Annotated in this window: 25 protein-coding genes; 11 read left to right on the top strand and 14 right to left on the bottom strand. The window is 69.8% G+C overall.

Annotated features, from left to right (window positions below; all coding sequences use genetic code 11):
• Positions 1 to 26: 26 nt before the first annotated feature.
• From ACIBI9_RS46510 to ACIBI9_RS46500, 3 genes are all read left to right on the top strand, one after another.
• Entirely contained in the window at positions 27 to 383 is a 357-nt protein-coding gene (locus ACIBI9_RS46510) for a BlaI/MecI/CopY family transcriptional regulator (RefSeq protein WP_394491278.1), read from the top strand.
• On the top strand, positions 380 to 1,333 hold the full coding sequence (locus ACIBI9_RS46505) for a M56 family metallopeptidase (protein ID WP_397232711.1): 954 nt from the start codon (positions 380 to 382) through the stop codon (positions 1,331 to 1,333). The genes ACIBI9_RS46510 and ACIBI9_RS46505 overlap by 4 nt, the downstream gene beginning before the upstream one ends.
• Positions 1,334 to 1,430: 97 nt before the next feature.
• Entirely contained in the window at positions 1,431 to 1,586 is a 156-nt protein-coding gene (locus ACIBI9_RS46500) for a hypothetical protein (protein WP_397232709.1), read from the top strand.
• Positions 1,587 to 1,623: 37 nt separating this feature from the next.
• On the opposite strand, the gene ACIBI9_RS46495 is transcribed toward ACIBI9_RS46500, so the two are convergent.
• The 5 genes from ACIBI9_RS46495 to ACIBI9_RS46475 all read right to left on the bottom strand — a co-directional run bounded on the left by ACIBI9_RS46495 (position 1,624) and on the right by ACIBI9_RS46475 (position 8,056).
• Positions 1,624 to 3,129, bottom strand: coding sequence for a phosphoesterase (locus tag ACIBI9_RS46495; protein ID WP_397232707.1), 1,506 nt, complete (start codon positions 3,127 to 3,129; stop codon positions 1,624 to 1,626).
• A gap of 254 nt (positions 3,130 to 3,383) precedes the next feature.
• Positions 3,384 to 3,833, bottom strand: a complete 450-nt coding sequence (locus ACIBI9_RS46490) for a hypothetical protein (RefSeq protein WP_397232868.1) — start codon at positions 3,831 to 3,833, stop codon at positions 3,384 to 3,386.
• A 10-nt stretch (positions 3,834 to 3,843) separates the two neighbouring features.
• Positions 3,844 to 4,251, bottom strand: coding sequence for a cellulose binding domain-containing protein (locus ACIBI9_RS46485; RefSeq protein WP_397232705.1), 408 nt, complete (start codon positions 4,249 to 4,251; stop codon positions 3,844 to 3,846).
• A gap of 240 nt (positions 4,252 to 4,491) precedes the next feature.
• Positions 4,492 to 5,523 (bottom strand): LacI family DNA-binding transcriptional regulator, encoded by a 1,032-nt coding sequence (locus ACIBI9_RS46480; protein ID WP_397232703.1) that lies wholly within the window; start codon positions 5,521 to 5,523, stop codon positions 4,492 to 4,494.
• Between the two features lie 79 nt (positions 5,524 to 5,602).
• On the bottom strand, positions 5,603 to 8,056 hold the full coding sequence (locus ACIBI9_RS46475) for a non-reducing end alpha-L-arabinofuranosidase family hydrolase (protein WP_397232701.1): 2,454 nt from the start codon (positions 8,054 to 8,056) through the stop codon (positions 5,603 to 5,605).
• A 517-nt stretch (positions 8,057 to 8,573) separates the two neighbouring features.
• On the opposite strand from ACIBI9_RS46475, the gene ACIBI9_RS46470 reads away from it, so the two are divergent.
• Entirely contained in the window at positions 8,574 to 9,134 is a 561-nt protein-coding gene (locus tag ACIBI9_RS46470) for a DUF4232 domain-containing protein (RefSeq protein WP_397232699.1), read from the top strand.
• 237 nt (positions 9,135 to 9,371) lie between these two features.
• Here the strand turns inward: ACIBI9_RS46470 and ACIBI9_RS46465 are convergent, their stop codons facing one another.
• The 3 genes from ACIBI9_RS46465 to ACIBI9_RS46455 form a co-directional block, all read right to left on the bottom strand.
• Positions 9,372 to 10,235: an SDR family oxidoreductase gene (locus tag ACIBI9_RS46465; RefSeq protein ID WP_397232697.1), complete on the bottom strand. Its 864-nt coding sequence runs from the start codon at positions 10,233 to 10,235 to the stop codon at positions 9,372 to 9,374.
• A gap of 96 nt (positions 10,236 to 10,331) precedes the next feature.
• The gene (locus tag ACIBI9_RS46460; RefSeq protein ID WP_397232696.1) at positions 10,332 to 11,444 is read right to left on the bottom strand and encodes a hypothetical protein; all 1,113 of its coding nucleotides are present in this window, start codon (positions 11,442 to 11,444) and stop codon (positions 10,332 to 10,334) included.
• A gap of 1,602 nt (positions 11,445 to 13,046) precedes the next feature.
• Positions 13,047 to 13,448 (bottom strand): hypothetical protein, encoded by a 402-nt coding sequence (locus ACIBI9_RS46455; protein WP_397232694.1) that lies wholly within the window; start codon positions 13,446 to 13,448, stop codon positions 13,047 to 13,049.
• A 453-nt stretch (positions 13,449 to 13,901) separates the two neighbouring features.
• Between ACIBI9_RS46455 and ACIBI9_RS46450 the strand changes: the two genes are divergently transcribed.
• Positions 13,902 to 14,954, top strand: a complete 1,053-nt coding sequence (locus ACIBI9_RS46450; protein ID WP_397232692.1) for an MBL fold metallo-hydrolase — start codon at positions 13,902 to 13,904, stop codon at positions 14,952 to 14,954.
• Here ACIBI9_RS46450 and ACIBI9_RS46445 read toward each other — a convergent pair.
• Both ACIBI9_RS46445 and ACIBI9_RS46440 read right to left on the bottom strand, forming a co-directional pair.
• Positions 14,914 to 15,549 carry a transcriptional regulator gene (locus ACIBI9_RS46445; protein ID WP_397232690.1) on the bottom strand — a complete coding sequence of 212 codons (636 nt, stop codon included), beginning with the start codon at positions 15,547 to 15,549 and terminating at the stop codon, positions 14,914 to 14,916. The genes ACIBI9_RS46450 and ACIBI9_RS46445 overlap by 41 nt on opposite strands.
• Positions 15,546 to 15,941 carry a DNA-binding protein gene (locus ACIBI9_RS46440; RefSeq protein WP_397232688.1) on the bottom strand — a complete coding sequence of 132 codons (396 nt, stop codon included), beginning with the start codon at positions 15,939 to 15,941 and terminating at the stop codon, positions 15,546 to 15,548. The genes ACIBI9_RS46445 and ACIBI9_RS46440 overlap by 4 nt, the downstream gene beginning before the upstream one ends.
• Positions 15,942 to 16,000: 59 nt before the next feature.
• Between ACIBI9_RS46440 and ACIBI9_RS46435 the strand changes: the two genes are divergently transcribed.
• The gene (locus tag ACIBI9_RS46435; RefSeq protein WP_397232686.1) at positions 16,001 to 17,215 is read left to right on the top strand and encodes a PEP/pyruvate-binding domain-containing protein; all 1,215 of its coding nucleotides are present in this window, start codon (positions 16,001 to 16,003) and stop codon (positions 17,213 to 17,215) included.
• Between the two features lie 60 nt (positions 17,216 to 17,275).
• Complete coding sequence (locus tag ACIBI9_RS46430; RefSeq protein ID WP_397232684.1) at positions 17,276 to 17,881, top strand: histidine phosphatase family protein; 606 nt, start codon at positions 17,276 to 17,278, stop codon at positions 17,879 to 17,881.
• 39 nt (positions 17,882 to 17,920) lie between these two features.
• Here the strand turns inward: ACIBI9_RS46430 and ACIBI9_RS46425 are convergent, their stop codons facing one another.
• Positions 17,921 to 18,328 (bottom strand): MerR family transcriptional regulator, encoded by a 408-nt coding sequence (locus ACIBI9_RS46425; protein WP_397232866.1) that lies wholly within the window; start codon positions 18,326 to 18,328, stop codon positions 17,921 to 17,923.
• Between the two features lie 59 nt (positions 18,329 to 18,387).
• Here ACIBI9_RS46425 and ACIBI9_RS46420 point away from each other — a divergent pair, with 59 nt between their 5' ends.
• Positions 18,388 to 19,095: an SDR family oxidoreductase gene (locus tag ACIBI9_RS46420; protein ID WP_397232682.1), complete on the top strand. Its 708-nt coding sequence runs from the start codon at positions 18,388 to 18,390 to the stop codon at positions 19,093 to 19,095.
• A 436-nt stretch (positions 19,096 to 19,531) separates the two neighbouring features.
• Here ACIBI9_RS46420 and ACIBI9_RS46415 read toward each other — a convergent pair whose 3' ends face one another.
• Entirely contained in the window at positions 19,532 to 20,434 is a 903-nt protein-coding gene (locus ACIBI9_RS46415; RefSeq protein WP_397232680.1) for a LysR family transcriptional regulator, read from the bottom strand.
• 136 nt (positions 20,435 to 20,570) lie between these two features.
• Between ACIBI9_RS46415 and ACIBI9_RS46410 the strand changes: the two genes are divergently transcribed.
• On the top strand, positions 20,571 to 22,013 hold the full coding sequence (locus ACIBI9_RS46410) for an MFS transporter (protein ID WP_397232678.1): 1,443 nt from the start codon (positions 20,571 to 20,573) through the stop codon (positions 22,011 to 22,013).
• Between the two features lie 437 nt (positions 22,014 to 22,450).
• Positions 22,451 to 22,813, top strand: coding sequence for a nuclear transport factor 2 family protein (locus ACIBI9_RS46405; RefSeq protein ID WP_397232676.1), 363 nt, complete (start codon positions 22,451 to 22,453; stop codon positions 22,811 to 22,813).
• 300 nt (positions 22,814 to 23,113) lie between these two features.
• Here the strand turns inward: ACIBI9_RS46405 and ACIBI9_RS46400 are convergent, their stop codons facing one another.
• A complete protein-coding gene (locus ACIBI9_RS46400; protein ID WP_397232674.1) occupies positions 23,114 to 23,653 on the bottom strand; it encodes a hypothetical protein in 540 nt (179 codons plus the stop codon).
• Positions 23,654 to 23,896: 243 nt separating this feature from the next.
• Here ACIBI9_RS46400 and ACIBI9_RS46395 point away from each other — a divergent pair, with 243 nt between their 5' ends.
• Positions 23,897 to 24,346: a hypothetical protein gene (locus tag ACIBI9_RS46395; RefSeq protein ID WP_397232672.1), complete on the top strand. Its 450-nt coding sequence runs from the start codon at positions 23,897 to 23,899 to the stop codon at positions 24,344 to 24,346.
• A 140-nt stretch (positions 24,347 to 24,486) separates the two neighbouring features.
• Here ACIBI9_RS46395 and ACIBI9_RS46390 read toward each other — a convergent pair whose 3' ends face one another.
• The gene (locus tag ACIBI9_RS46390; protein ID WP_397232671.1) at positions 24,487 to 25,605 is read right to left on the bottom strand and encodes a LacI family DNA-binding transcriptional regulator; all 1,119 of its coding nucleotides are present in this window, start codon (positions 25,603 to 25,605) and stop codon (positions 24,487 to 24,489) included.
• Positions 25,606 to 25,637 lie beyond the last annotated feature (32 nt).

Genomic DNA, 25,637 nt, shown 5'->3' with positions numbered 1-25,637 from the left:
GGAGCGGAACACGGCAGGGGGCGACGGTGCAGCTCGGCAACCTGGAGCGATCGGTCATGGAAGCTCTGTGGGAGCATCCGGACGGCATGTTCGCCCACGTCCTCGCGGCCCGCCTGCCGTCCCGGCCGGCCACCACGACGGTGCTGACCGTCCTGATGCGCCTGTCGAACAAGGGCATGGTCTCCCGCGAACGCGTCGGCCGGGCACACCTCTACAAGGCCACCGCCGGCAAGGACGCGTTCGTCGCCGAGGCCATGCGCGCCGCCCTGGACGAGGCGGGCGACGTCGCGGCGGCCGTGCAGCGCTTCGTCGGAACGGTGACGCCGGAGGTGGCCGCCGCCCTGCGCGAGGCGCTGGGCGAGCGCGACGGATCCGCGCCGTGATCGCCTGGCTGGTCGCGGCCGGGGTCGCGCTGCTGCCGGTGGTGCTGGGCGACCGGGCCGCGCGCGGGCTGGCCGGGGCGGCGTGGACGCACCGCAGCCCCCGCGCGGCGCTGGCACTGTGGCAGGCGATCGGGCTGGCCGCCGGGCTGGGCGCGGTCGGTCTCGGGCTGGTGGCCGCGGTCGCGCCGCTGGCCGCGGTGTTCCCGCACGGGGCGCACACCCTGGCACTCCAGATCGTCAGCGGGCCCGGCCTCGACGGGCTCGGGCCGGTGCAGCTCCTGGCCCTGACCTGGTCGGCGGGCCTGATGAGCTGGCTACTCATCCACACCGTACGCACCACCACCAGGACGATCCGGGAACGCCGCCGCCAGCGCCTGCTGGTCGACGTGGTCGCCGATCATTCGCCGACGCACGACGCCTACGTGCTGCCCGTGGCCGAGCACGTCGCCTACTGCGTGCCGGGCCGGCACCGGCGGATCGTCCTGAGCCGGGGGACCCTGGAACTGCTGAGCCCGCAGGAGCTGCAGGCCGTTCTCGGGCATGAGCGGGCGCATGCCCGAGGCCACCACGACCTGGCCCTGCTCCCCTTCGTGGCGTTGACGCACGCCTTCCCCTGGCTGGCCTGCTCCCGGACTGCCCGGCAGGCGGTCGCGGTGCTGGTGGAGATGATCGCCGACGATCACGCCGGCCGGGCGCACGGCACGCTGCCGCTGGCCCGCGCCCTCGTCCGGATGGCCGCCTCCGCGTCGAGCCCGGGCCCCGCCGCGTCGAGCCCGGGGCCTTCCGCTTTCGCCCTGGCCGACACCGGCGTCGTCGAACGTCTGCAGCGACTGCTCACCGAACGCCGGCCGCCCCGCTGGGTGCCGGCCGCGGCCTACTCGACGGCCGGCCTGCTGCTCAGCGGGCCGATGACCGTACTGATCGCACCGCTGGTCTGCGTCACCCTCTGACGGCGCGACCGCGCATGACCCGCCTGTTCCTCGCCGCGGCCTTCCTGCTCCCCTCCGCCAGGGGACTGCTGTCCCCGAGGCGAGCGGATACGCGCGCATGGCGTCCTGGGCAGCGCCGCTCTGGGCCGGGACGACGGCGCTGACCGTGCTGTTCGCGCTGTCGGACCTCCTGGCGGTCCCCGTCTCGGGGCTCACCGGCGCGCTGCCGTACGCCGAACTCGCCGGGGAAGGTCCCGCGCCTGTGGCGGGATGACCGGGCGCCGCGCCGCGCCCGGTCGGACGGTTTGCCGTCAGCGCTCGATGAACACCGGGTTGGAGTAGAACCACAGGTCGGCCCACGGGTCGGAGCCGTGCGGGTCGGGCTGGGGCTCGAGCTCGTCGGTGTTGGTGCCGCGGACGCGGACGTACATGGGGCCGTCGATGTCGCGCAACGTGTGCCGGACGACGACCTCGTCGCCCTCGCGCCGCCACTGCCGGGGACCGTACCGGGCCTCGACCTTGGTGGTGGGGTTGGTGTCGGAGGAGCGGTCCTCGGCCGGGCCGGTGACGCGGCCGGTGATGATGTCGAGGCGGTTCACCTGGGGGCGCTCGCCCTTGGCGTTGGCCGTACGCGGCACTCGGAAGCGGACCTCGACCTCGGCGTCACGGTCGCCGCCGCGCAGCTCGAGGGTCTCGCCGACGCTGACGGTGTTGCCCTCGGCCTGGCCCTGGGCCTGCCCGGCGCGGGAGACCGTGAGGTCGAGCTGGTCGATCAGGTCGCCGATGACGACGAAGATCCGGCCGTTGCGCAGCCCGTCGAGGATGTCGGCGTAGTCCCAGCCGGCGTGCACGTACGTCTTGGAGTACTCGCCCGGCCAGAAGTCGCTGCCGCCCTCGCTGTAGTGCCGGTGAGAGTCGGACGTGGAGGTGATCCACCAGCGGCGCCCCTCGCCGAGCAGCGAGTCCCACAGGCCGCCGAGCCGGGCGGTCATCTGGTCGAAGCCACCCATCGTGGGGTAGTTGCCGTAGCCGCCGCGCTCGCCGTCCGGGTCGATGCTGCCGTCCTTCCTGAGCGTGCCGGCCTGGTGGCCGGGGGCGCCCTCGAAGCCGTGCGCGATCTCCGGCGCGGTGTCGTTCCAGTTGCGGAACTCCGCCGGGGTGTCCTGGCCGTAGACGCCCAGCCCGGTGGCGGAGCGGGCGGGGTGGTTGGCGAACAGCAGCGGCTTGTGCGGGAGCTGCCTCATCACGCGCAGCGCCTCCAGCATCTTCTGCTCGGTGTCGAACGACGGGTCCGCGGGGAACGGGTCACGCTTGGAGAAGCGGCTCTCCAGCTGGAACAGGATGTCGCGCTCGGTGGTCACCTTCGGGATGATCAGGCTGGAGTGGTCGGCCGCGGGCGTGTCCAGCTCCATGCCGTAGAACTGCAACACCCGCGGCACGGACCGGCGCGCCTCCAGCAGGCTCGGATACCTCTGCTCCGCGTCCAGCTTGGAGTGCAGCGGGCCTCCGTGGTCGGTCGACACGATCCAGGCCAGCCCGAACTGCTGCGCGTGCGTGGCGTTGACCGACAACGGGTAGATCGCGTCCCCGCCGAGGATCGGCTTGGGCGGGGTGGTGGAGTTGTCGTACCCCACGCTGAACTCGCTGTGCACATGGTGGTCGCCGGGCAGCCAGCGCCGGCGGCCCGCACCGGGTCGCCGGTCGTCGGCCCAGGCCGGACCGCTCAGGCCGCCGACGGCGACCGCGCCGACCAGTCCACCGGTGACGGCGAGCAACCGCCGTCGCGTCACGAGCTCGGGTTCTACAGAAGCAGACATCGAGGATAGTTCCTCTCAAAAGGGCGCTATACGTCCGCAAGAGTCCATCCATCACACGTGACGTGCCATCAACGGATCCTCGGCCCCGAGAAGAACAGTCGGAGACCGGCGACCGCGCGATATGGCCGCGGCGCTCGCTGTTCACCGGCGCCATCGCCACGGCGACCGTGTGTACATCCAGGGCCGGGCCAAGGGCTGAGCGAACGGGCTCGCCGTCCCCAGGTCGAGCGGGGCCGACCACTTGGCGCGGGCTGTCAGGGCGTCGCCAGCTCGAACCGCTTCACGCTGACGGCTCCCCCGAGTGCCTGGGTGGCGTAGTTGAAGACGGCGAAGCGGTAGCCCATGAAGAACTGCCAGGCGTTGTTGAGCGCGAATCCGGACCCCAGGGAGGTGAAGGTGACGCCGTCGGTGCTGTAGGAGAAGCGGCCCTGCCTGCCCGCCCCCGGACGGATGTCGGCATTGGCGCGCAGCCAGATCCGGCCTCCGGAGACGCCGGCTCCGGCCACCTCGGTCCCGGTGCCGGTGGTGTTCCAGTTGCTGTCCATGGTGAGGTTGTTGACCGTCACCACCCTGGTCGCGCCGCCGTCGCGTTTGACGCCGATCCACGCGGACGAGTCGCGCAGCAGCGCGAGCCCCGCCAGGTCGCCGTCTCTCATGGCGGAATAGTCCAGCTCGACGGTGGCGGTGGAGGTGGGGCCCTGAATCCGGTGGGCGTCACCGTGGGCGTGGTCGTCGGCGTGCTTCCGGTGCAGGGGTGCCGTTGACGGCGAAGTCGGTCGGGGCCGGGTTGCCGGCGTTGTCCCATGAGCCGTTGAAACCGAAGGACGTGCTCGCTCCGGTGGCCAGCGAGCCGTTGTAGGCGGCGTTGGTGACGGTGACCTGCGCGCCGGATTGGGAGACGGTGCCGTTCCACAGCTGGGTGACCTTCTGCCCGGCGGTGAAGGTCCAGGTCAGCCGCCATCTGGTGAGCGGATCACCCAGATTGGTAACGCTCACATCGGCACCGAGCCCGTTCGCCCACTGGTTGGTCACGCTGTAGTCGATCCGGCATCCGGCCGCGGCCTGGGCGGTGGGTGCGACCAGGAGGCCCGCTGCGGCGATCAACGCGGCGACGGCGACCATCGCTCACCTTGAAGCAAGCGTTGACAGGCTTCTCCCAACCGAGCTGCGCCACGTAAGTTATGAGCGTTTGGACGGTAACTTTCGCGCACCCAAAGAGTCGGATGGCGGCGCGGCACCGTCAAGCGTCCGGCTTGTGGATCATTGCCGTGGCCGCTCACGACGGACGTTCCCATCTGCGTGACCTCACGGCCCGGCAGGGGGGCGAGCTGCTGAAAGCTTCACCTCACGGCGAGAACGCCGTCACTGACGCTTCGGAGGAGCGGTGCTGCCGCGGACGATGAGCTCCGTCGCGAATTCGACGCGGTGCTGCGGCAGGGGTGTGCCGTGGGCGAGCGCCACCACCATCCGGGCGGCCGCCATCGCCATCTCGGTGAGCGGTTGGCGGATCGTGGTCAGCGGCGGGACGGCCCAGCGGATCGACGGCAGGTCGTCGAAGCCCACGACGCTGAGGTCGTCCGGGATGCGCAGCCCGAGCTCGTGAGCCGCGCGGTAGACGCCCAGCGCCTCACCGTCGTTGCAGGTGAAGATGGCGGTGGGCGGGTCGGGCAGGCGCAGCAGCCGATGGGTGCAGGCCAGGCCGTCCTCGATCTGGAAGTCGCCCCGGCAGATCAGCTCCGGGTCCACGGGCACGCCCTCGGTGTCCAGCGCGGCGCGGTAGCCGTCGAGCCGCGCCCGGCTGGACAGGGCGTGGTCGGGGCCGGTGATGACGGCGATCCGGCGGTGTCCGAGCTCCAGTAGGTGCCGGGTGGCCGAGAGGCCGCCGGTCCAGTTGCCCGCGCCCACGGACGGCACCCGGTGACCGGGGTCGCCGGTCGGATCCAGGAGGACGAGGGGGATCTCGCGACGGGCCAGCCGCTCGCGCTGGAGCTCGGTCAGGCCCGAGAAGACCGCGATGACGCCGGTCGGGCGGTGGCTGAGCACGCCCTCGAGCCAGTCGCTCTGGGGGACGTGACTGCCCTGCAGCTCGGAGACCGACACGGTCAGCTGGTGCTCGCGCGCCACCTGACCGACTCCCCTGATGATCTCCGTCGGGTATTCGCCGGCGAGCTCGTGGAAGACCAGCTCCACCGCGGCGGCCGGGTCGACGCGGCGCCGCTGCCTGCGGTAGCCGTGCTCGCGGATGAGGCCCTCGACCAGCGCGCGGGTCTCTGGCGCCACCGCGGAGCGGCCGTTGACCACTTTGGAGACCGTCGCCGCGGACACGCCGGCGAGCTGGGCCAGCTCCGCCAGAGTCAGCGGCTGGGTGCCGGACGACTCCCCGGTGGCGGTCATGGCCGTAGTTTAACGGCAAGGTCCAGGACGACCTTGGTGGAATGCGGTGCGGCGGGTCACGCCGCACCGCAGCCAGGTTTCAGCAGGTGGAGTTGGTCTGGGTCAGCAGGCCCAGGCGCCAGGGCAGGGAGTTGTAGTCGCCGCCGGCGTTGGGGTCCAGGCCCTGGTAGACGTACTGCATCTTGCAGGGGCTGATCGGCAGGGTCTGGTCGTTGCCGGCGCGGATCATCTCGCCGTGGCTGATGTCCCGGGTCCAGGCGGTGCCGCTGAAGGTGACGTTGTTCGCCCGGGCGAACGGGTTGCTCTCGCTGGCCGCCAGCTGCGTCCAGGACCCGGCGATGCTGCTGGAGGTCCAGGACCGGAACCAGCGCCTGCCGTCCGAGCCGATCGCCTCGACCAGCAGCAGGTACTGGTTGGAGCCCTGCACCTTGTAGACGTTGGACGCCTCGAACAGGTTGTTCCTGGTGTCCTGCATGGCGATGACCGTGTTGGTGAACCCGTTGGGGAAGCTCGCCCGCGTCGTCTGCGACCGGTAGAGGTGTCCGTTGTCGTCCGAGGAGAACAGGTAGCAGTTGGCGTCGTCGCAGATCACCCACATGTCGACCCAGTAGCCGTTGCCGATGTTCTGCCGGATGATGTCGGGCATCGCGGAGTAGAAGTTCTTCGGCGCGCTCCACCCGTTCGGGTTGCTGATGTCGGGGTTGGTGGAGTACGAGGCGTTACCGGTCTGGTAGACCAGGTACCACAGGTTCTGCGGCGCGAAGTAGAACACCTGCGGCGCGGCCCGGTAGCCGGTGCCGATCGGGGTGCGGTCCAGGTAGTAGTGCGTGGCCGAGCCGGCCTGCGACCAGTCGGTGAAGCTCAGGTACACCAGGTTGTAGCCCGAGGAGTTGGCGGTGCTGGCGAACACGTGGTACTTGCCGTTGTGGTAGACCACCGACGGGTCCTTGATGCCCGCGATGTTGTGCGTGGCGTCCGACTTCGGCGCGATCAGCTGACCGCTGGAGCTCCACCGCAGGCTTGAGGGCAACGTGCCCCCGGGCGGGTCGGGGTCGGTCGGGCCGGAGCCGCCGCCCCAGGTCCACTTCTGGTTGTTGCCGCCCGAGCAGGAGTACAGCTGGAGCTGGGTGCCGTTGCCGGTGCCCGCGCCCACGGCGTCCAGGCACAGCCCGGACTGCACCCCGACGATGGTCCCGTCGGAGTTGACCCGCCACTGCTGGTTGGCGCCGCCCCAGCAGCCGTAGATCTGGATGATCGCGCCGTTGCCGCTGCCGCCGGCGTCCAGGCACTTGCTCCCGTACACCTTGAACTCACCCGCGGAGCTCAAGGTCCACTGCTGGTTGCTGCTACTGGAGCAGTCCCACAGCCGCACCCGGGTGCCGTCGGTGGTGCTGGAGTTGGGCACGTCCAGGCAGCGGCCGGAGGCCACGCCCTTGATCTGCCCGCTGCCGCTGGGCGGTGTCGTCGGGGTCACCGTGGGCGTGGGGCCCGGTGTCGCGGCGTTGAGGGCGTTGAGGACCGCGTCGTAGGCGGGCTTCTTGTTGCCGCCGCTGAACAGCAGCGGGGTGTCACCCGACCGCCAGGAGTCCTGGTCGCGCACCCCCCACACCGTGATGCCGGCGCAACGGGCCACGGCCAGGCAGTCGTTGGTCACGGCGGCGTACGTTTGCGCGGAGGCGCCCTGGATGTCCAGCTCGGTGATCTGCACGTCCACCCCGAGGGCGGCGAAGCTGGAGATGGTGGTGCGGTAGTTGCTGTTGTACGGGCTGCCGCTGTTGAAGTGCGACTGCAGGCCCACACAGTCGATCGGCACGCCGCGCTGCTTGAAGTCGCGGACCATGTTGTAGACGCCCTGCGTCTTGGCCCAGGTCCAGTTGTCGATGTTGTAGTCGTTGTAGCACAGCTTGGCGGCCGGGTCGGCGGCGCGCGCGGTGCGGAACGCCACCTCGATCCAGTCGTTGCCGGTCCGCTGCAGGTTGGAGTCGCGCCGCCCACCGGAGTTGCCGTCGGCGAACGCCTCGTTGACCACGTCCCAGGCGTAGATCTTGCCCTTGTAGTGGGCCATCACGCCGCTGATGTGGTCGATCATCGCCTGACGCAGGCTGCTGCCGGACAGCGACTGCATCCAGCCGGGCTGCTGGGAGTGCCAGGCCAGCGTGTGCCCGCGCACCCGCTTGCCGTTCTGCACGGCCCAGTTGTAGACGCGGTCGCCGTTGGCGAAGGTGAACTGGCCCCGGTTCGGCTCGGTGGCGTCGATCTTCATCTCGTTCTCGGCCGTCACCATGTTGAACTCACGGTTCGCGATCGTGGTGTACTGCGAGTCGCCGAGCCTGCCCGCGCTGATGGCGGCGCCGAAGTAGCGCCCACTCTGCGCGGCGGCCGCGCCGAGCGTGCTCGCCGCGGCATCGGCCCGAAGCGGCGCCATCAGCGCCGCGATCACGGCGAGCACGGCGACAGCGCCGACGATCAGGGAGCAGCGTAGGCCGCTGATGGATCGCCGGGTTCCGGGTGGGGACATGGCGTTTTCGCCCATGCCTGAGCCTCCATAAGCAAGTCATGGAAAGGGGAAACGCGGGCACAGCCCACGGGATCGACGCCGCGCCCCACCACCGGGGAACGCCCACCACCAAGGCGTCGCAGATCTCGGGGACTCAGTGTGGAAACTTCACCGAAACCTGTCAAGAGCTTCTGGAAAGTTTCGATCTCCCTGTCGACCGAACCCGCCTTCGCCGCCGCTTCAAGCTGCGAGCAGGGTACGCCGAAATTTTCGGACGCCTCCGGGATCGTCGATGAAAGTTTCATCCCAGCGTCCTCGTCGAAGAGGCGCCTCCACCCGACATGACACCAGCTGAGCCCCGCCCGGCCGCCGACGCACGCCGGCACAGCGCCCGTCAATCCCTTGACTGCACCTCCGCTCCTCGTATTTGCTCCGCCCACCACCACTTTCCATCGCCCGACGAAGAAAGGAACGCGGCCGACGAACGAAAGTTAACGCTAACAAGCCATGATGGTGAGCAAACAAAACACGCATGAGGCTCATCCAACAGAGCATGCAGCGATTCAAACGTGCCGGATCGGCAGTGATGGCGGGCGCCCTGCTGACGTTGGCCGTGTGCAGCCTCCCGGCATCCGGTGACGCCACCGCGGTCAGTGCGCAGAGCTCGGCGACCACAGACTCCGCCCGCGGAGAAGGGTCGGCGCCCAAGCGCTGCCGTACCGAGGCCCTCTCCGCGCACCTCGGGCGGCAGGATCCCGGGGCGGGAAACGTGTACGCGCCGCTGGTGCTGACCAACACCTCCGCCCAGACCTGCTGGGTGTACGGCTTCGTGGGGCTGGTCATGTTCGACGGCAACGGGGACGCCCTGCGTACGCGGGTGCGCAGGGAGAACGTCCGGCCTCACCGCGTGGTGCTGAAGCCGCGCGCCTCCGCTCACGCCCGGCTGCACTGGGGGATGGTGGAGACCGGAGCCGAGAAACGGTGCCCCACATCGGCACGGCTGATGATCATTCCTCCGGACGAGGTGGCCCACCTGGAGATCCCGTTCACGGCGAGGGTGTGCGATGACGGCCGCATCGACGTACGGCCGCTCGCCCCAGGTGCGCACCCTTGACGTCCCGCCTGCACTACGAAGTGCGCGCGCCCTGGCGAGCCGAGTCCTGCGCTACTTGATGATCGACCGGCGAGAGCGGTGGCGAAGACCGTCACCGGCAGAGTCCGAGTTCCGGCTTGCTGGAGGCTGGGGAAGCGGCACCGGCCGGCCAGCAGATGGCCGAGGCCGACGATGCCCACGATCATCGGCAAGGCGAGTCGCCTGCCCTCCGCCAGACCCGGCAACCCGCTTGCCTGCTCAGCCCGGCAGGGTCTCTCCGCCGATGGGGGCCAGGACCTCGCCCGTGTAGTACGAGGACAGGCGCCCGGCGGCGAAGAACACGTACGACGGGGCGATCTCGTCGGGGTCGGCGGCCCGCTTCATCGGAACCTGCTTGCCGAACTGCTCCACCTTCTCCTCCGGCATGGTCGCCGGGATGAGAGGAGTCCAGACAGGGCCCGGAGCCACCGCGTTGACCCTGATGCCGCGCTCCACGAGGCTCTGCGCCATCGAATAGGTGAAGGCGTTGATCGCTCCCTTGGTGGCGGCGTAGTCGATGAGCCCTTTGTTCCCGCGCAGCCCGTTGACCGACGACGTGTTGATGACCGCCGAGCCCTCGCGCAGGTGCGGCAGCGCCGCCTTGGTGATGCGGTAGTAGCTGTGAATGTTGACGTCGAAGGTGTGCTGCCACTGCTCCTCGGACAGCTCTTCCAGCGATTCGACGGGCTGCTGGTAAGCGACGTTGTTCACGACGATGTCCAGGCCGCCCAGCTCCGAGATCGTCCGCTCGACGACGGAGGCGCAGTGGTCGCGGTCACCGAGGTCGCCCGGGATGAGCACACATCGCCGGCCCGCCGCCTCGACCAGCTTCAGCGTGTGCGCGGCATCCTCGTGCTCACTCAGGTACGCGATCGCGACGTCAGCGCCCTCCTTGGCGAACGCCACGGCCACCGCCCGGCCGATGCCGGAGTCGCCTCCGGTGATCAGGGCGCGCTTGCCTTCCAGCAGCGCGCTGCCGGTGTAGTCACGCATCTCGTCACGCGGCTCGGGCTCCATGCGTTCGGTGTGTCCCGGGTATGGCTGCTTCTGTGCGGGTGGCGTACTCTCCGGTCGTTCTGGCATGGCCGTCGCATGCCCGAACACACCCGGGATTAACGCCCGTCGCGCGGCTGGTGGTGCGGGGCGATCTGCGAGGCCGGCCGCCTCTGGCCCGGCATGCTAATGGCCTGACGTAGCAAGGGGGAAGGTGGTGCGCGGCTCCACCTGCCAGAGGAGGCGGTGGATCTCCGCGGCATTGGCCAGTGGGTGATGCTGGAACGTTCCGGCCTGCCGGGCATGCTTTCCCCGGGCCGAGATGGCCAGACTGATGGATATGGGTGCCTCGAGGGCCTTGCCGTACTGCAGCCACTGCTCGGCCTTGTCGGTACGCCCGGCGGCGCGGTAGTCGTGGGCCACGTGCCGGCAGATGTCTGCCGGGATGGTGCCGAAGAAGTAGTCACCACGACAGGGGGTGGGCCCGATGGCGATCTCGGGCAGTACGTGCCGGACCCGCTGCAGGAACTGATCGCCCTCATGGAGTGCGTCCCGATTCACCAGCAGGATGCCCAGCTGCAGGTTGGCCCAGGCGTATCGGTCAGCGCAGGGACCCGAGACGCAGAGCGCGTCCGCGGCCTCCCAGAGAGCGGCGCCGCGGGGGCCGAACCAGTCGCGCATGCGCTCGTGGGTGAGGCTCTTCTTCTCGCCGATGGCGGTCAGCGCCGCGTAGGTGGCCTCTTGCTCCACCGGCTGCGGCAGTTCCAGCATCGGCTGGGGGCGGACAGGTGGTTCGGTGCGGGGCGCGGGGAGGGGGTCGGTCGGCTCGCGGGGCCGGCTCTCCGTGACCGGCCAGTTGTGCGGGACGAGGTCGGGCGTGAGGCCGTCCCATTGCTCCATGACCTGATCAAGCAGCAGGTCAGCCAGTGCGGACGAGGAGCCGGGCATCGGCACGGCCAGCCTCTCCAGCGGTGACACCGGGACCGACACCATCACCGCGCCGCCGTCGTCACGGGTCTCCGGTGGGGGCGGCGCCGGCGGGATGGCGTCGGACTGGCTGGGGCGGGAAGGACTGGCCGGGTCCGGGCCGGGAACGGGTTCAGGCGGATCGCAGGCCGCCGGCGTCTCCGGGGCCTCCAGCAGGGCCGAGTAGTGCTGGTGCCACGCCATTTTGCTGCCGAGCACGACCTCGGGGTCAAGGCCGGTGTTCGCCACGTAATGCCGGCACGCGGTGAAGAACTCCGCCGCCCACCTCCAGCGGGGCGGGTTCTTGCGCGCGCCGGTCAGGACGTTCTGCACTGCGGTTTTGCTCAGCCGTCGCCCTGACAGTCTGACAATCTCACCATATGACGGATTTCCGGCCTTTTGCCGGAGTGCGACCAGCGCTGCCACGCAACGGGCCGCCGGCGTTGCGGCCGGAGGGATTTCACGCATGGGCGATCTGCACCGCCAATCCTGATCGCCATTGACGAGGAAGTGAGGCTCCGATTCTCCCGTACCGGCGCAGAGCTGAATGCCCTACGCGTTTCCCCCACCAAGGGCCGTACCATCTCGGAACGGCCCTAACCTGGGCGTTTATCGTGGCGTCGACATTGCGACAGAGGGCGTTCCGGAACGATCCGGAACGATGTGGAACGGCGCGCGAGCCTCAGGAGAGGCCGCGGCCCGGAACGATCCGGAACGATCTCTTTCCCGTTCGCCTGTGCTTCATGTGGCAGGAAAGGGTTTTCCGATATCAGCTCGTTCCGAATCGGTCTGTTCTGGTCTTCCTGATCGTCATGACGGTGACGGGCGTTAAGCATTGGATGGTGAACATCACCCGTCTCGCCTTACGGCGGTCGCGCGGCCTGTGACGCGCCGGCGTCACCGGTCTCGCACGCAGCCCCGACCTGGCCCGAACCGGCCGAAGGTCACGGCAACTGCGACTTAACCGCACCGGGGGCGAGAGATCCCCGCAAATCCTCCGGGTGAAGCCGACACCTGTGCCGTTTCCGCAGGTGAGCCCTTTGATGCCGAGCAATCCGGCAGCTCGGGCATCAAACCGCGCATCTGGTAATTCAACGGTCACTCAAGGTGAGACGCTTCGGACTGTGGCGATTTGGTTGCGAATGTTGGGACTGCGGGGTTAGGTGTGACTCGACAGTCTCCGGAACGGCGGCCCGGACCTGGAAAGGGGGCAACCGGAAGGAGGCATGTCACGGCTCGCTGATGGATACCGCCCCATGCATCACAAATGAGGCGGAATGTCCGAAGCGGGCCTTTTCTCGTTATCGGACGAAATCGTCTGACGAAAAGGTTGAAAGGAGAACAATGCCAGAAAGGCCACCAGAATCTGGCTCGGGCCGCGAGCCCGAGCCGGCGGACTCCGAGACACCCCCGCCCTCCACCTGGATCGGGGAGGTGGCGCGGATGGTCCGGGATGTAGTTGACAGCACTCCCCGGACCATCCGCCTGTGCATCCTGATCGCGGTTGCAGCCGCGGCGTGGTTCCTGATCAAGTAACCACGTGATGCACGGGTGATGCAGGCCCCAGGCTAATCGCCATCCGAGACCAGATGCCCGGTTTAGCAAGATCGAAGGCTTCTTGTCCACAAAAGTGGTGACTTGTCCTGGGGCCTTTGCGTGCCGTTCACCCATGGCGTACGAGAGAGAGATCCTTGCCCCCGCCCGCCAACGGACAAACATTCCGCCGTGATCGCACAGCGTACGATGCGCCGCCGCCGCTCCCCAACCCTCCCCCGCAATTTGGTGAAATTCGCAAATGCACATGCATCTGAGAGTGCAGGCAAGATGATCAGCTCAGCCGGCGGCCCGTCCCACAACATCAACGCGGCGTCCTGGCCCGCCCCGCTCGCCGGCGTGCGCCCGTCGGGGCTGAAGGCCGCCGGCCCGGCGGCGGGTTCAGCCGCCCTTCCGGCCGTCCCGCAACGCCGACTCGATCTGCCTGGCCAGGGCGAGCGTCTGTTCAGGGTTCAGCGCCCTCAGGCCGGTGGCGGTGACCTGCACCTCGGGCCCGTCCTTGCCCTGCTTCACGGTGATCTTCACATCGGTCCTGCGGTACCGCAGCCAGGCGATCACCATGCTCGCCACGGCCGCCACCACCTCCGGCGCGTCGGCCAGCACCTGCACCGCCTCGGCCACCGGGCCCAGCGCTCCGTCGGGAGGCGGCTTCTCGACCAGCCGGAGCGCGGCGCGCAGCTCGGGCTCCCGGCGTAACCAGGCGTACAGGTCCCGTGCCTCGTCCGGCGAGTCCGCCACCAGCAGCGCGCCCCAGTCACCGCCGTCAGGTCGTTGCGCCATCATGGCCCCTTCCAGGCTCGCGTGCGCGGCCCCGCATACCACGACCGGTACCGGGATATCGCCCCGCGCGCCTGCTTCGCTACCGGTCGCCGGTGCACATGACGGTCCTCACTTGCGCCATCCCCTGACACGGCAGGACGGCGATGAATGAATCCGCGCCTGAGCTCCACCCGACCATGAAGCCCAGGAGGTCGGCCGCCCGAGCACCTTTAGGGGTTTCCCACACCCAGGAGGAACGATGACGCCTTCCCGGCGTGAGTTCGGCATGCTCGCCATCGGCGGCTTACCCGCCACCCTGATCCCATCCGCCCCGGTCGCGGCCCAGGTCGTGCAGGACGTGCCCTGGGGCGGTCCGCTCGCGCCCGACCTGCCGCTGGCCAAGGCCTATGACACCGCGGCCAGGGCGCCGGCGGAGGTGGACGACAACCCGATGATCCGCTGGCAGTACCGGGTGTGGTGCCAGACCGGCTACCGCAGCCCGAGGAACGCGGCACCGGCCAGCCCGTCGACCGGCCCGTCGATCCGACCAAGGACTTCGTCTCCCCGATGGGCTTCCTGTACCAGGACTACGTCCAGCCGATGCCCGCCGGCGGAGTCCAGTTCATGGACAACGCCTGGTATTTCGGTACCGACTACACCGGCCTGGTGATCGTCCGCACCCCCGACGGGCTGATCATGCTCGACGCCCTCACCACCCCGCAGGACATGCAGAGCCAGTTCCTCGACCAGGCCGCCGCCGCGGGCCTCGACCCCGGGGACATCCGCTACGTCTTCCTCGGACACCGCCACGGCGACCACATCGGCGGCGCGAACCTGATCCGCGACAACCACGCGCGGCGGGCCAAGTTCGTCATGGGGCAGCCGGACGCCGCCGCCGTCGCCGAGGACCTGGCCGAGCTGCGGGCACACCGCCACGAGTACACCGAAGAGGAGTACCGGGCCCGCCTCGCGCGCCTCCCCAGCCGGATCGACATCGAGGTCGAGGCCACGCCCGGCCACACCGTCGGGATGAAACGCATCCGGATCGGCCGGCGCACGGAGGCCGTCGCCATCCTCGCCCCCGGCCACACCGAAGGGCAGATGCACGTCATCGTTCCCGTCGTCCACCAGGGCGAGACCCACAAGCTCCTGGTCTGGAGCGGCAACGACAACGCCGACGCCGCCGCCCAGTACGCCGTCTCCGCCGACTACGTCCAGGGCCTGGCCGGTCTGGAGGGCGCGGACACCTTCATCAACACCCACGCCTACCAGGGCGGCGTCTTCAGCCATCTACGCGCCCTCAAGGCGGACCCGGCGGCGCCCAACCCGATGATCATGGGCAGGTCCGGGGTCCAGCGGCACATCGAGATCTTCGGCCACGCTCACCGCGCGCTCGCACAGCGGTTGATCGACGGCACGTGGAAGCGGATGCAGCCAGGTGCCGGCTCGGCCACCCGCGTGCGGAGCGAGGTGGCCGAGCATGGGGGTGTCAGGCCTCCGCGTGCCGGTCGAGGCCGAGCGTGGCGATGAGATCTTCGTGCAGCTCGAACCAGACACGATGGCAGGAGTCGACGTCGGTGCGGTCGACCCAGGCGCCCTCCCCCGCTCGGACGCGCGCCAGGGCTGCGGTGAACCGGGTGTCGTATCCGCGGAACCGGGTCAGGACGCTCCCGAGCCGGTCCGCGAGTGGCGCGAGCGCGCGGTCGATGCCCGCGAGCTCGTAGAGGATCCGGGCGTCCCAGGCGAAGTCGGAGTGGTCGTTGGCGGCGAGCCGATCGCCGTCGGTGGGCCGGAGCTGCCAGTCGGTGCAGGCGCGCCGCAGGATGGCGTTCAGCGGGAGGAACTCGCGGTAGACGTGACGGACCTCGTCGGCACCGCCGACGTGGGCGAGCTCGGCCGCGAGTTGTCGCTCGTTCCCGGCTCGGCCCGATTCGGTCAACGACCAGCCTCCCGTGCCGGCGAAGGCGGCGTACTGAACCCAGCCACGCGCCTCGGCGTCGTACAGCGTCTCTTTTGTCTCGGCCACATCGAGTCCGTACCGGTGAGCGATCACCGGCGTGTCCGCGAACCCGGTGATGCGCACGGCGTGCAACGTCAGGAGGCCGGGCGACGAGTCCCGCGTCACGAGCCGGCGTCCTGTCGTGCCGCCAGGCGGTTGTAGTGCTGCTGGCACGCCTGCGGGGAGTTGAACCCCAGCGCGTGCGCCATCTGCGCCCAGGTCAGCCCCGCGCTCCGGGCCATGAACAGCAGGCCGGACTCGAGCCCTTCGACCTCGGCGCGGGCGGCGGGCAGGAGGGCGAGCGCGCTCAGGACGTCCTCCGGACCCAGGTCGGCGTGGCGCCAGACGGCGAACTGCACGAGGTCGACCGCCGACAGCGGGGCGGGCGGGGGCCGCCACGGGCGGGCGTCGAGCGAGTCCGCGCCCAGGCTCAGAAGACGCTCACGCGCGTCCTGCTCGCGTCGGGCCTGGACGTGTTCGTCGTGCCCGGTGTGAGCGATGTCGTGCTTGCGTTCCATGTGACTCATGATGGAGAATCAACGAAATGTTGTCAATAATTTGTTGAAGGGCGGAACGGGTGATCGTACCCCTGATGGAGGCCGTCGCCGACACGTGCGGTGGCAAGGCCGGTGCGCTCGGCGCGTTGCTGCGCGCGGGCCTGCCGGTTCCTGACGGCTTCGTCGTACCGTTCGCCGCTTACCTCGCCGCCGTCCGCGACCTGGACCTCGGCGAGTCGGACGATCCCGACGCGACGCGGCAGGCGATCGAGGCCCGCCCGGTCCGGGCCTCGGTGATCGACGCGCTGGGACGCGCGCTCGACGAGCTCGGCGATCCGCCCGTGGCGGTGAGATCATCGGCGGCGAACGAGGACACGGGTCAGGCCTCGGCGGCCGGCCAGCACGAGAGCTTCCTCGCCGTGCGCGGGGTCAGCGAGATCGCCGATGCCGTACGTGCCTGCTGGGCCTCGCTGTTCTCGCCGCGTGCCGTCGACTACCGCCGCGACGACCGGCCGTCCGACGATCCGGCGATGGCCGTCATCGTCCAGCGCCATCTGGATGCCGAGGTGTCCGGGGTCATGTTCACCCCCGCCGCCCTGGGCGGCGTGACCGAGATCGAGGCGTCCTGGGGCCTCGGCCCGAGCGTCGTCGGGGGCAAGGTCACCCCCGACGCCTACCGCGTAGCCGGGGACGGGTCGGTCACCCGCACCATCGCCGACAAACGGACCCGCCTTGACCGACGCGGCACGCAATTGGTCGTCCGAGAAGTGCCCACCCCTGCCAGGGAACGGCCGGCGATCGACGACGCGACCGCCACGCAGCTCGCCGAGCTGGGCGAACAGATCGCCGCCGCACTCGGTGGACCGCAGGACATCGAGTGGGCGATCGTCGACGGCCGCACCTGGGTGCTGCAAGCACGGCCGGTCACCGCCGCGCCCCCACCGCCTTCCGGCGCCTCGGACGCCTCACCCGCCGCCCTCACCGGAACGCCAGGCAGCCACGGGACCGCGACCGGCACCACGAGGATCGTCCGCGGTCCCGGCGACTTCGCGCGTGTGCGCCCGGGCGACATCCTCGTCTGCCCCTTCACCGACCCGGCCTGGACGCCGCTGCTGCGCGTCGCCGCCGGCGTCGTCACCGAGACGGGAGGCGTGCTCTCCCACGCCGCGATCGTCGCCCGCGAGCTCGGCATCCCCGCCGTCCTCGGCGTCCCGGACGTTATGAGCAGGCTCCACGACGGCACGGTCGTCACCATCGACGGCACCACCGGCGCCGTCACGGCGACGCACGCGTAACCCCCGGCAGGGCCGACACCTACGGATCGAAAGGAGACGGGCATCGCGCCCTCACCCCTCATGGCGACACGACACCTCTACCTGGCCCGCCACGGCGCGGCCGACGCGTTCGGACAGCTCACCGACGTCGGGCACCGGCAGTCGAGCCTGCTCGGCGAACGGCTCGCCCGCGTACCGGTCGACGCCGTGTGGCACTCCCCGCTGCCACGCGCCACGGCGAGCGCACACGAACTCGCCCGGCAGCTACCGAACGTGCCCGTGGCCGAGGCCGCCGAACTCCTCGACCACGTGCCCTACGTTCCCAGTGCGGCCGAAACACCCCGGTCCTGGGCCGGCTTCTTCGACGGCTACGACGAAACCGAGGCGGCCTCCGGCCAGAGGCTGGCCGAGGCCCTGGTCGCCCGGTTCGCGAAGGTCCCCGGCCCTGGGCCCCGGCCCGACACGCACGAGGTCCTGGTGACGCACGCCTACCCGATCGCGTGGCTGGTGCGGCACGCACTGGACGCGCCCCCGTCCCGGTGGCTCGGACTCAACAGCGCCAACACCGCACTGACGGTCATCGAGTACCGCGACGGCCTGCCTCCCACGATCGTGATGTTCAACGACATGAGCCACCTCCCGCCCGACCTGCGCTGGACCGGTTTCCCCGAGAGCACGAGGCCGTAGCACGCTCAGCGGGCCGGGGAAGGGGCCGGGCCGCGGCGATCATGGCGTCGCGGAGTGACTCGCCTGCGCGGCGACATCTCGGTCCGCGATCCACGCGCAGCCGCTGGCCGGGCTTCCGGCGCAGGCGATGACCGCGTCCAAGTGGTCACGGGTACGGGCCAGCGCGGCGATCTGGGTATCGATGCGATCACGCTCGGCCGCCAGCATGGCACGCGATTCGGGGGTGCTGACCTTGGCATCGACGCAGGGCAGCAGCTCGGCGATGGTCCGGCTGGACAGGCCGGCGGAGTAGAGCATCTGGATCAGCTGAACGCGGTCGGCCGCCGACTCGGGATAGTGACGCTGCCCGGACCCGCTCCGGTCCGCCTCCAGCAGCCCCTGCTCCTCGTAGTAACGCAAGGCCCGCACGCTGACGCCCGACCGCGCCGCCAACTCGCCGATCCGCACCGTGACCTCCATCACAACACTTGCCTCTGACGTCAACGTCAGGTTTTAGCCTATCCAGCATGCAGATCAACGGAGCACATGTGCTGGTCACCGGCGCCAACCGGGGCCTGGGCCGGCAATTCGTCCTTTCCCTCCTCGACCGCGGCGCCGGCAAGGTGTACGCCACCGCCCGCCGTCCCGACCTCATCGACGTACCGGGAGTCATCCCGCTGCGCCTGGACATCACGGACCCGGCGTCGGTCGCCGCCGCGGCCGCCGCGGCCCCCGACGTCAAGATCGTCATCAACAACGCGGGCATCTCCACCGGCGCGAACCTCGTCACCGGCGACCTGGACACGATCCGCCGCGAGATGGACACCCACTTCTACGGCACCCTCAACGTCATCCGCGCCTTCGCGCCCCAACTGGCCGACGGCGCGATCCTCAACGTCCTGTCCGCGATCTCCTGGCTCGCCTTCAACGGCGCGGGCGCCTACCACGCGGCCAAGGCCGCCGAATGGGCGCTCACCAACAGCGTCCGCCTGGAGCTGGCCGACCAGCGCACCCTGGTGACGGGCCTGCACCTGGGCGCCGCGGACACCGACATGATGGCCTGGTACGACGGCGACAAGACCGCCCCCGAGACGATCGTCGCGGCAGCCCTCGACGGCGTCGAGGCGCACCGGCCAGAGGTGCTCGCCGACGCCTGGAGCCGCCAGGTGAAGGCGTGGCTGTCCGAGGACCCGAGCGTCATCTACCGGGAAGCAGAGGCCGCCCTCACAGCCTGACCTTCAGGCTCGGGCCCGGCCGATCGCCCGGTGCGGCTCGGCGCGCGGGGCTGGGCCAACCAGCTGTGGCGGCTCGGCGACGACCTCGCCGTCCGGTTGCCCTGGGTGGTACACCTGGCTGCCCTCCCGGGTGGATCTGCCCGGCGCGGTGTCGCATGTCGCTGTCGCGCCGGATGCTCGGCTGATCGTCGCGTTCGGCCACGACATGGCCGTCCTGGCACTCCGGAGCCTGGCAGCGGAGCGGGAGTCGTGACAGTGTCGAAACGCACGGCCCAGGAGCGTAAGCCCGGCAATCCGGCCGCGCCGGGGCGTCATCGAACCAGGTGAAGGTCATCGCCGGTCGCGCCGGTCTCCGGCTGGAGCCTGGGCGGCGCCTTGCCCTGGCCGGTGCTCAACCTGCCGGGCGGGCTGCTGGTGGCCGCCGCGGCACCGACGATCAACCCTGTCCGTCGAAGCGGCACACATCGAGGACGCGGTTGCGCAGCCACCGGTGAGCCGGGTCCGCGTCGAGACGTACGTGCCACAACAACGACACCGTCACCTCGGGGGCGCGGAACGGCAACTCGAAGGAGCACATTCCTTGCCGCAGGTCCACGGTGTGACGATCCGGAACCGTGGCGACCAGGTCCGAAGCCTTCGCCAGGGCCAAGGCGGCGCTGAAGCCGTCGACGACCGTCACGACGTCCCGGTGGCGGCCCGTCGGGCGAAGCGCCTCATCCACCAGTCCCTCCGTCAGACCGCGCCGCGAGACGTGCACGTGTCGCGCGGAGGCATAACGGGCCGCCGTCACCTTCCCGGTGCTCAGCGGGTGCTCACTCCGCACCACCCCGATGAACCGGTCGGTGAACAGGGGCTTGCTCAGCACGTCCGGAGCCAGAGCGTGCTCGATGACGCCCGTCTCCAGGTCGACCATGCCTTCCCGCAGAGGAGCGACGTCCTTCTTGGTCTTCTGCAGGAAGCGCAACCGCACGCCAGGTGCCTCTCTGCCGACTCTGGCGACCAACTCGGGTCCGAATCTTTCCACGAACCCATCGCTGCCACGGAACGCGAAAGTCCTCTCCAGCGTCGCCAGGTCCAGCTTGTCGGCCGGCCGCAACACCTCCTCCGCCTCCTGGACCAGGCCGCGCACACGGTCGCGCAGCTCCAGGGCGCGGGGCGTGGGCACGAGCCCCCGTCCGGCGCGCACCAGCAGCGGGTCACCCGTGGCTCGCCGCAATCGTGCGAGCGCGCGGCTCATCGCGGACGGGCTGAGCGCGAGCCGCTCTCCCGCCCGCGTCACGCTGCCCTCCTCGAGCAGAACGTCCAGCGTCACCAGCAAGTTCAGATCGGGCCGCGCCATGCGGACACGATCCCACAGATCAGCTCACACATGGCGTCTCATGCACAAATGACTTTCCATCATTGCGTCTTCCGCCACGTCGAGAGGCGACCTACGGTCATGGCGAACCCCTCGACTTCAGGAAGAAGCCATCATCTTGAGATCAGCAACTCCTCCGAGCACCGAGCCTGAGCAGGCATCGCCTGCGCGCCGCCCGCCACTGCTCTGGGCGCTCAGCGCGCTGTCGCTGTCGATGCTTCTGCCCTCGCTGAGCATCAGCATCGCCAACGTCGGCCTGCCGAACGTGGCTGTGGCCTTCGACGCGGCCTTCAACGAGGTTCAGTGGGTGGTGATCGCCTACCTCCTGGCCGTCACGACACTGATCGTCGGAGCCGGTCGGCTCGGCGATCTCGCCGGCCGGCGCCGCCTGATGTTGAGTGGCATCGCCGTGTTCACCCTCGCGACGCTGCTCTGCGCTCTCGCGCCGAACCTTGCCCTCCTGATCGCCGCCCGGGCGCTCCAAGGGGCCGGCGCCGCCTGCATGATGGCGCTGACCATGGCCTTCGTCGGAGAGACGGTGCCCAAAGACCGCACCGGCAGTGTCATGGGACTGCTCGGAACGATGTCGGCAGTCGGCACGGCGCTCGGCCCGTCCCTCGGTGGCGTCCTGATCGAGGTCTTCGGCTGGCGTGTGATGTTCCTCGCCTGTGTGCCGCTCGGCCTTGTCACGCTCGTCCTCACCTTCAGGGTGCTGCCCGGCTCCGCGCCGGCGCCGACCTCCGCAGGCCGACGGTTCGACACCGTGGGCGCGGCGTTGCTGGCGGCCACCCTGGGCGCCTACGCGCTGGCCGTGACGATCGAAGGGAACTCCTTCGGCCCGCTGACCGTCGGATTGCTCATCGCCTCGGGAGCAGGCCTCGCGCTGTTCGTCATCACCGAGAGCCGGGTCTCGTCCCCGCTGCTCACCCTCTCGATGCTCCGCGACCCCGTCCTCGCCTCCGGCCTGACGACGAGCGCCCTGGTCTCCACCGTCATGATGACCACTCTCGTCGTGGGACCCTTCCATCTGGCACGGGCACTCGAGCTCGACCCGGCCTTCGTCGGTCTGGCGATGTCGGCGGGCCCCGCGGTGTCCGCCCTCACCGGCGTCCCGGCGGGCCGCGCCACCGATCGCTTCGGCGCCGGCACCATGGTGGTCGTCGGGCTCAGCGGCATCATCGGTGGCGCCGTAGTGCTCTCCTTGATGCCCACGGCAGCCGGTGTCATCGGATACGTCGTGCCCCTGGTCGCCGTGACCGCCGGTTACGCGCTGTTTCAGGCGGCCAACAACACCGCGGTCATGAAGGACGTCTCCCCTCACCGGCGTGGGCTGGTGTCGGGCATGCTCAATCTCTCCCGGAACCTGGGCCTCATGACCGGCGCATCGGTCATGGGCGCGGTCTTCGCCTTCGCCGTCGGCACGAGTGATGTCACCACAGCCGCGGCGGCGGAGACAGCTCGCGGAACGCGCTGGACTTTCGCCGTCGCGGCTCTCCTCGTGGCCTTCGGCCTGGCCTTGGTCCTGGTACTCCGGCTGCGTTCTCGGCGCTCGGGTGCCTGACCACGGGCACCGGCCGTGGCGCGCCACGGCCGCACCACCCAGCTCCGCGCCGGTGCTCAGCCGTCCTTCGGCCGGCGGCCGAACCAGTCGAAGCCGGCCCGGGCCTCTGCCCTCCACGCCCAGCGGCTCGCTGGTCGCCGACGGAGGCAGGATGTCGTGGGTGCGGGTGTCGATGGCCGGCGTGAGCGTACCTGGCGGCACCGGGTGCCGGGCCACGCATTGGCGCAGCGGGCCGATCCGGGCGATCAGCAGCGCGTGCCCGTCGCCCACCTCCAGGTCGTAGTGGGGGGCCTCGTCCATCCGGATGGACAGCCCGGCCGTGGCCGATCCCGGATCGAGCAGGACGTCATTACTACCGGGACCCCAAGGGGTTGCATCCTGCCCGTCGCCACGTAACGTCCCGAGCAGCGACCCTCGCCACGGGAGGAGAGATCGGCATGTCCGACGATGAGGCACAGCGCGTTTTCCAGGTGGTCGACTCGTTCGAGCCCGGCAATTTCGTGCGGTTGCTGGCGGAGGACGCCAGGATGGTGTTCGGCAATGCCGAGCCCATGGTGGGACGCAACGCCATCGCCGAGGGACTGCGGATATTCTTCGCGACCATCGCGGGCCTCGCGCACAGGGTCGTCAGAACGTGGCAGGTCGACGCCGACACCATTGCCGAGACCGAGGTGACATACCGGCGGCTCGACGGCAAGGACGTCAGCGTCGTGGCCGTGTCCATCTGGCATACCCGTGACGACGGTCTGATCTCGGACTACCGCGTCTTCGTCGACCTGGCGCCCGTCTATGCGGCGTAGAGCCACGTCTACTACGGTGCGTGCGCCCAACTCCAAGACCGTCACCGAGTGAGCTTGTTCCGGGCGTCGCGACGGGCGCGGGCGTAGACGCGTACAGCGCCAGCCTCGCAGACGACGCCGAGCACAAGGAGGGCCGCCACCGTAGGCCGATGAAGGCCGGTTCCACCGTCATCGGCCCCGCCGAACTCGCACCCTCCGCCGCCTCGTCAACGACGGAGTCTCTGCCACCGAAGCCGCCCGCACCCTCAAGGTCGTCAGATCCACATCGGTGGCCTGTTCTGCCGTATCGGGTGGCGACCTTCAGACGAGTGCCCCGGACACCAGCCCGTCAAGCTCGGAGGCTGATTCCGGGGTCAGCCGGTAGAACCCCTGCAGGCTGATCGAGCGCTCAAGACGTCCGTCCTCGGTGACGTATTTGAGCGTTCGTGTCTTGCCTCGCGCGTTCCGCCAGGTGAGCCGGGACAGAAGATCGCCGGGAACCGGCAGGTCGAACCGGACGGGAGTCGCGTCGACATGGATCGGCTCGGCCCCGCAGCCATGGGCGCCGAGCATCGCCCAGTCCTCGTGACCGGGGCAGGCCGGGTCCTCCCAGTGCACTGGGAGGGGCCCACAGCACTCGCCGCGAACGAGGTCCACGATGCGCATGCGGCTGACCACGTGGACGACGTAACGGTTGACGTGCAGCGCGTACACCTCGTCGCCAGGCTGTGCGCCCGTCCAGGCCGGCAGCGACTGGTGAGCGCCGCTGAACGCGACCAGCGGCCGCTCGCCCACGCGACCGTGCTTGCGGAGGGCCCGGCAGGTGTCGTGTGTCCAGAGAACGGTGAAGGCGTCCGGCATGGAGCGATCTTACGGATAATGCCGATAAATCACGCATGACTTCGACAGCCTCGGAGCGCGTGCGGCCAGAAGAGCGGGCTGAGCGCGCGCCGGTCGGCGTCGGTGAGCCCGCTGCGAGGTGGGCACCGCTGGGCGTCCTTGCGAGGGCGGCCAGTCCGTCCCGGGAAGGACGCCCACCATGTCTGGTCCGGGATCCTGGTCCGGTCCGAGAACCAACCTGCGAATCTGATCATCACACCACGCATGAGGTCATTTCAACGAGCGAGCGCGTGGCTGGCCGCGTTCGTCATCGGCCTGCCCGCGCTGGGCTTGGTCGCGGTGATCCTCGCGTTGCGGGGGCGGTCGTGGGTGCTGTTCTCGGTGCCGTACCTGGTGCTGTTCATGCTGGCCTACCTCGCAGGCCTGATCCTGCTCGCCCTGCTGCGCTTCCGGCCGGACTGGCTGCGCGCGCTGATGGCGGCCGTGGCCGTGTACGCGATCGCATCGGTCACGCCGTTGGTCGGCACGATGACCCATTATCCGTACCACGTGGTCAGGTGCGGCGGCCTGCCCGTCGTCGCCACCGGCTTCGCGGCCGCCATGAGCTACAACGTCCCCGGGGATGAGGGCTACGCGGTGACGCCATTCGACGAGACGTTCTTCTGCACGGAGAAGGAGGCCAAGGCCGCCGACTACCGCCGCTACGACTTCTGACCCGGATCACCGGGCCCGGCGATGTTCGGAGAAAATTGCGATGTCGTCCCGCAACCGGTGGGGCGTCGGGCCTGAGTCTTGGGCGATGCCGCAGGAGCGCCTCCGCACCGACTCCTTGCCGCGGCCACCTTCCAGGTGACCTACCTCACATCGCCAACGCTGTCGCGCTCGAGGAAACGGGTGGGGACGACCGTGCGGCGGCCCTTCCCACCGCCGTCCGACCCGGGTTCTGAGAGCTTGGCGAAGAGCTGCTCGGCCGCCGCGCGCCCCATGTCGTACGCCGACTGCACGACGACGGAGATCCGGGGCCGCACCAGCGTGGTCCACTCCAGATCGTCGAACCCGAGCAACGACATCTGCCCCGGAATTTCCACCCCCCGATCCGACAACAGCCAGAAGGCGCTCTTGGTCATGTAGCTGTCGGCCGTGAACAGCGCGCTGGGCGGGTCGTCGAGCGCGAGCACCGCCGCCACCGCCGCCATCCGGCTCTCGGGTGAGCTGCCCTGAGAGACGAGGGAGATGAGCTCGCGGTCGGCGGGCAGCCCGGCCTCCGACAGCGCCCGCAGATAGCCGCGCACCCGGTCGAGCGACGGACGGGACGGGCCCGCGACGCTCGTACGGCTCTTGCCGATGCGCAACCTGGGCGGCTCCTCGGGCTGCACCGAACCCAGGTACGCGATGCGGCGGTGCCCGCGGCCGATCAGGTGCTCGATGGCGCCCGCGGTGGCGGCCTCGTTGTCGGCGATCACGCTGTCGATGCCGGCGTCGCTGAGCTGGCGATCGAGGGAGACGACCGGGACACCGGCCTCCGTGACCGCGTCGATGTGGGCGTGCTCGCGCACCGACACCGGCGTGATGACGATGCCGTCCACCTCGTGCGACAGCAGGACGCGGGCCGCCTCCCGCTCCTGGGCGAGCTGGTCGTCGGTGTTCATGACGATGACCTTGGAGCCCTGCTTGAGCGCCACGTCGCAGATGCCGCGCATGGCGCTGGAGAAGAAGGCGTCGGAGATGTCCGCGCAGATGAAGCCGATGATGTCGGACTTGCCGCTGCGCATGGTACGGGCGACGCGGTTGGGCTCGTAGCCGAGCTCCCTGGCCGCCGCGGTGACCCGGTCCATGACCTCCTGGCTCGAGTAGCCGTACCCGCCGAGGGCGCGCGCGGCGGTGGCCCGGGAGACGCCCGCGCGGGCGGCGACGTCCTTGATGTTGGGGCGCGCGCCTTTGGCGGGTTTCCGCGGTCCGGGCTCGGTGGCCACGATCACGTCCTTCTCGGAGAGGGTTGCGGGGC

The organism is Nonomuraea sp. NPDC050451, assembly GCF_044458585.1.
This window is presented reverse-complemented; position numbering and strand designations above follow the sequence as displayed.

Coding starts and splice junctions, on each gene's coding strand:
- ACIBI9_RS46500 (WP_397232709.1), top strand. CDS start 1,431: ATGGCGTCCTGGGCAGCGCCGCTCTGGGCCGGGACGACGGCGCTGACC.
- ACIBI9_RS46495 (WP_397232707.1), bottom strand. CDS start 3,129: ATGTCTGCTTCTGTAGAACCCGAGCTCGTGACGCGACGGCGGTTGCTC.
- ACIBI9_RS46485 (WP_397232705.1), bottom strand. CDS start 4,251: ATGGTCGCCGTCGCCGCGTTGATCGCCGCAGCGGGCCTCCTGGTCGCA.
- ACIBI9_RS46480 (WP_397232703.1), bottom strand. CDS start 5,523: ATGACCGCCACCGGGGAGTCGTCCGGCACCCAGCCGCTGACTCTGGCG.
- ACIBI9_RS46475 (WP_397232701.1), bottom strand. CDS start 8,056: ATGGGCGAAAACGCCATGTCCCCACCCGGAACCCGGCGATCCATCAGC.
- ACIBI9_RS46470 (WP_397232699.1), top strand. CDS start 8,574: ATGCAGCGATTCAAACGTGCCGGATCGGCAGTGATGGCGGGCGCCCTG.
- ACIBI9_RS46465 (WP_397232697.1), bottom strand. CDS start 10,235: ATGCCAGAACGACCGGAGAGTACGCCACCCGCACAGAAGCAGCCATAC.
- ACIBI9_RS46455 (WP_397232694.1), bottom strand. CDS start 13,448: ATGATGGCGCAACGACCTGACGGCGGTGACTGGGGCGCGCTGCTGGTG.
- ACIBI9_RS46440 (WP_397232688.1), bottom strand. CDS start 15,941: ATGGAACGCAAGCACGACATCGCTCACACCGGGCACGACGAACACGTC.
- ACIBI9_RS46430 (WP_397232684.1), top strand. CDS start 17,276: ATGGCGACACGACACCTCTACCTGGCCCGCCACGGCGCGGCCGACGCG.
- ACIBI9_RS46420 (WP_397232682.1), top strand. CDS start 18,388: ATGCAGATCAACGGAGCACATGTGCTGGTCACCGGCGCCAACCGGGGC.
- ACIBI9_RS46415 (WP_397232680.1), bottom strand. CDS start 20,434: ATGGCGCGGCCCGATCTGAACTTGCTGGTGACGCTGGACGTTCTGCTC.
- ACIBI9_RS46405 (WP_397232676.1), top strand. CDS start 22,451: ATGTCCGACGATGAGGCACAGCGCGTTTTCCAGGTGGTCGACTCGTTC.
- ACIBI9_RS46400 (WP_397232674.1), bottom strand. CDS start 23,653: ATGCCGGACGCCTTCACCGTTCTCTGGACACACGACACCTGCCGGGCC.
- ACIBI9_RS46395 (WP_397232672.1), top strand. CDS start 23,897: ATGAGGTCATTTCAACGAGCGAGCGCGTGGCTGGCCGCGTTCGTCATC.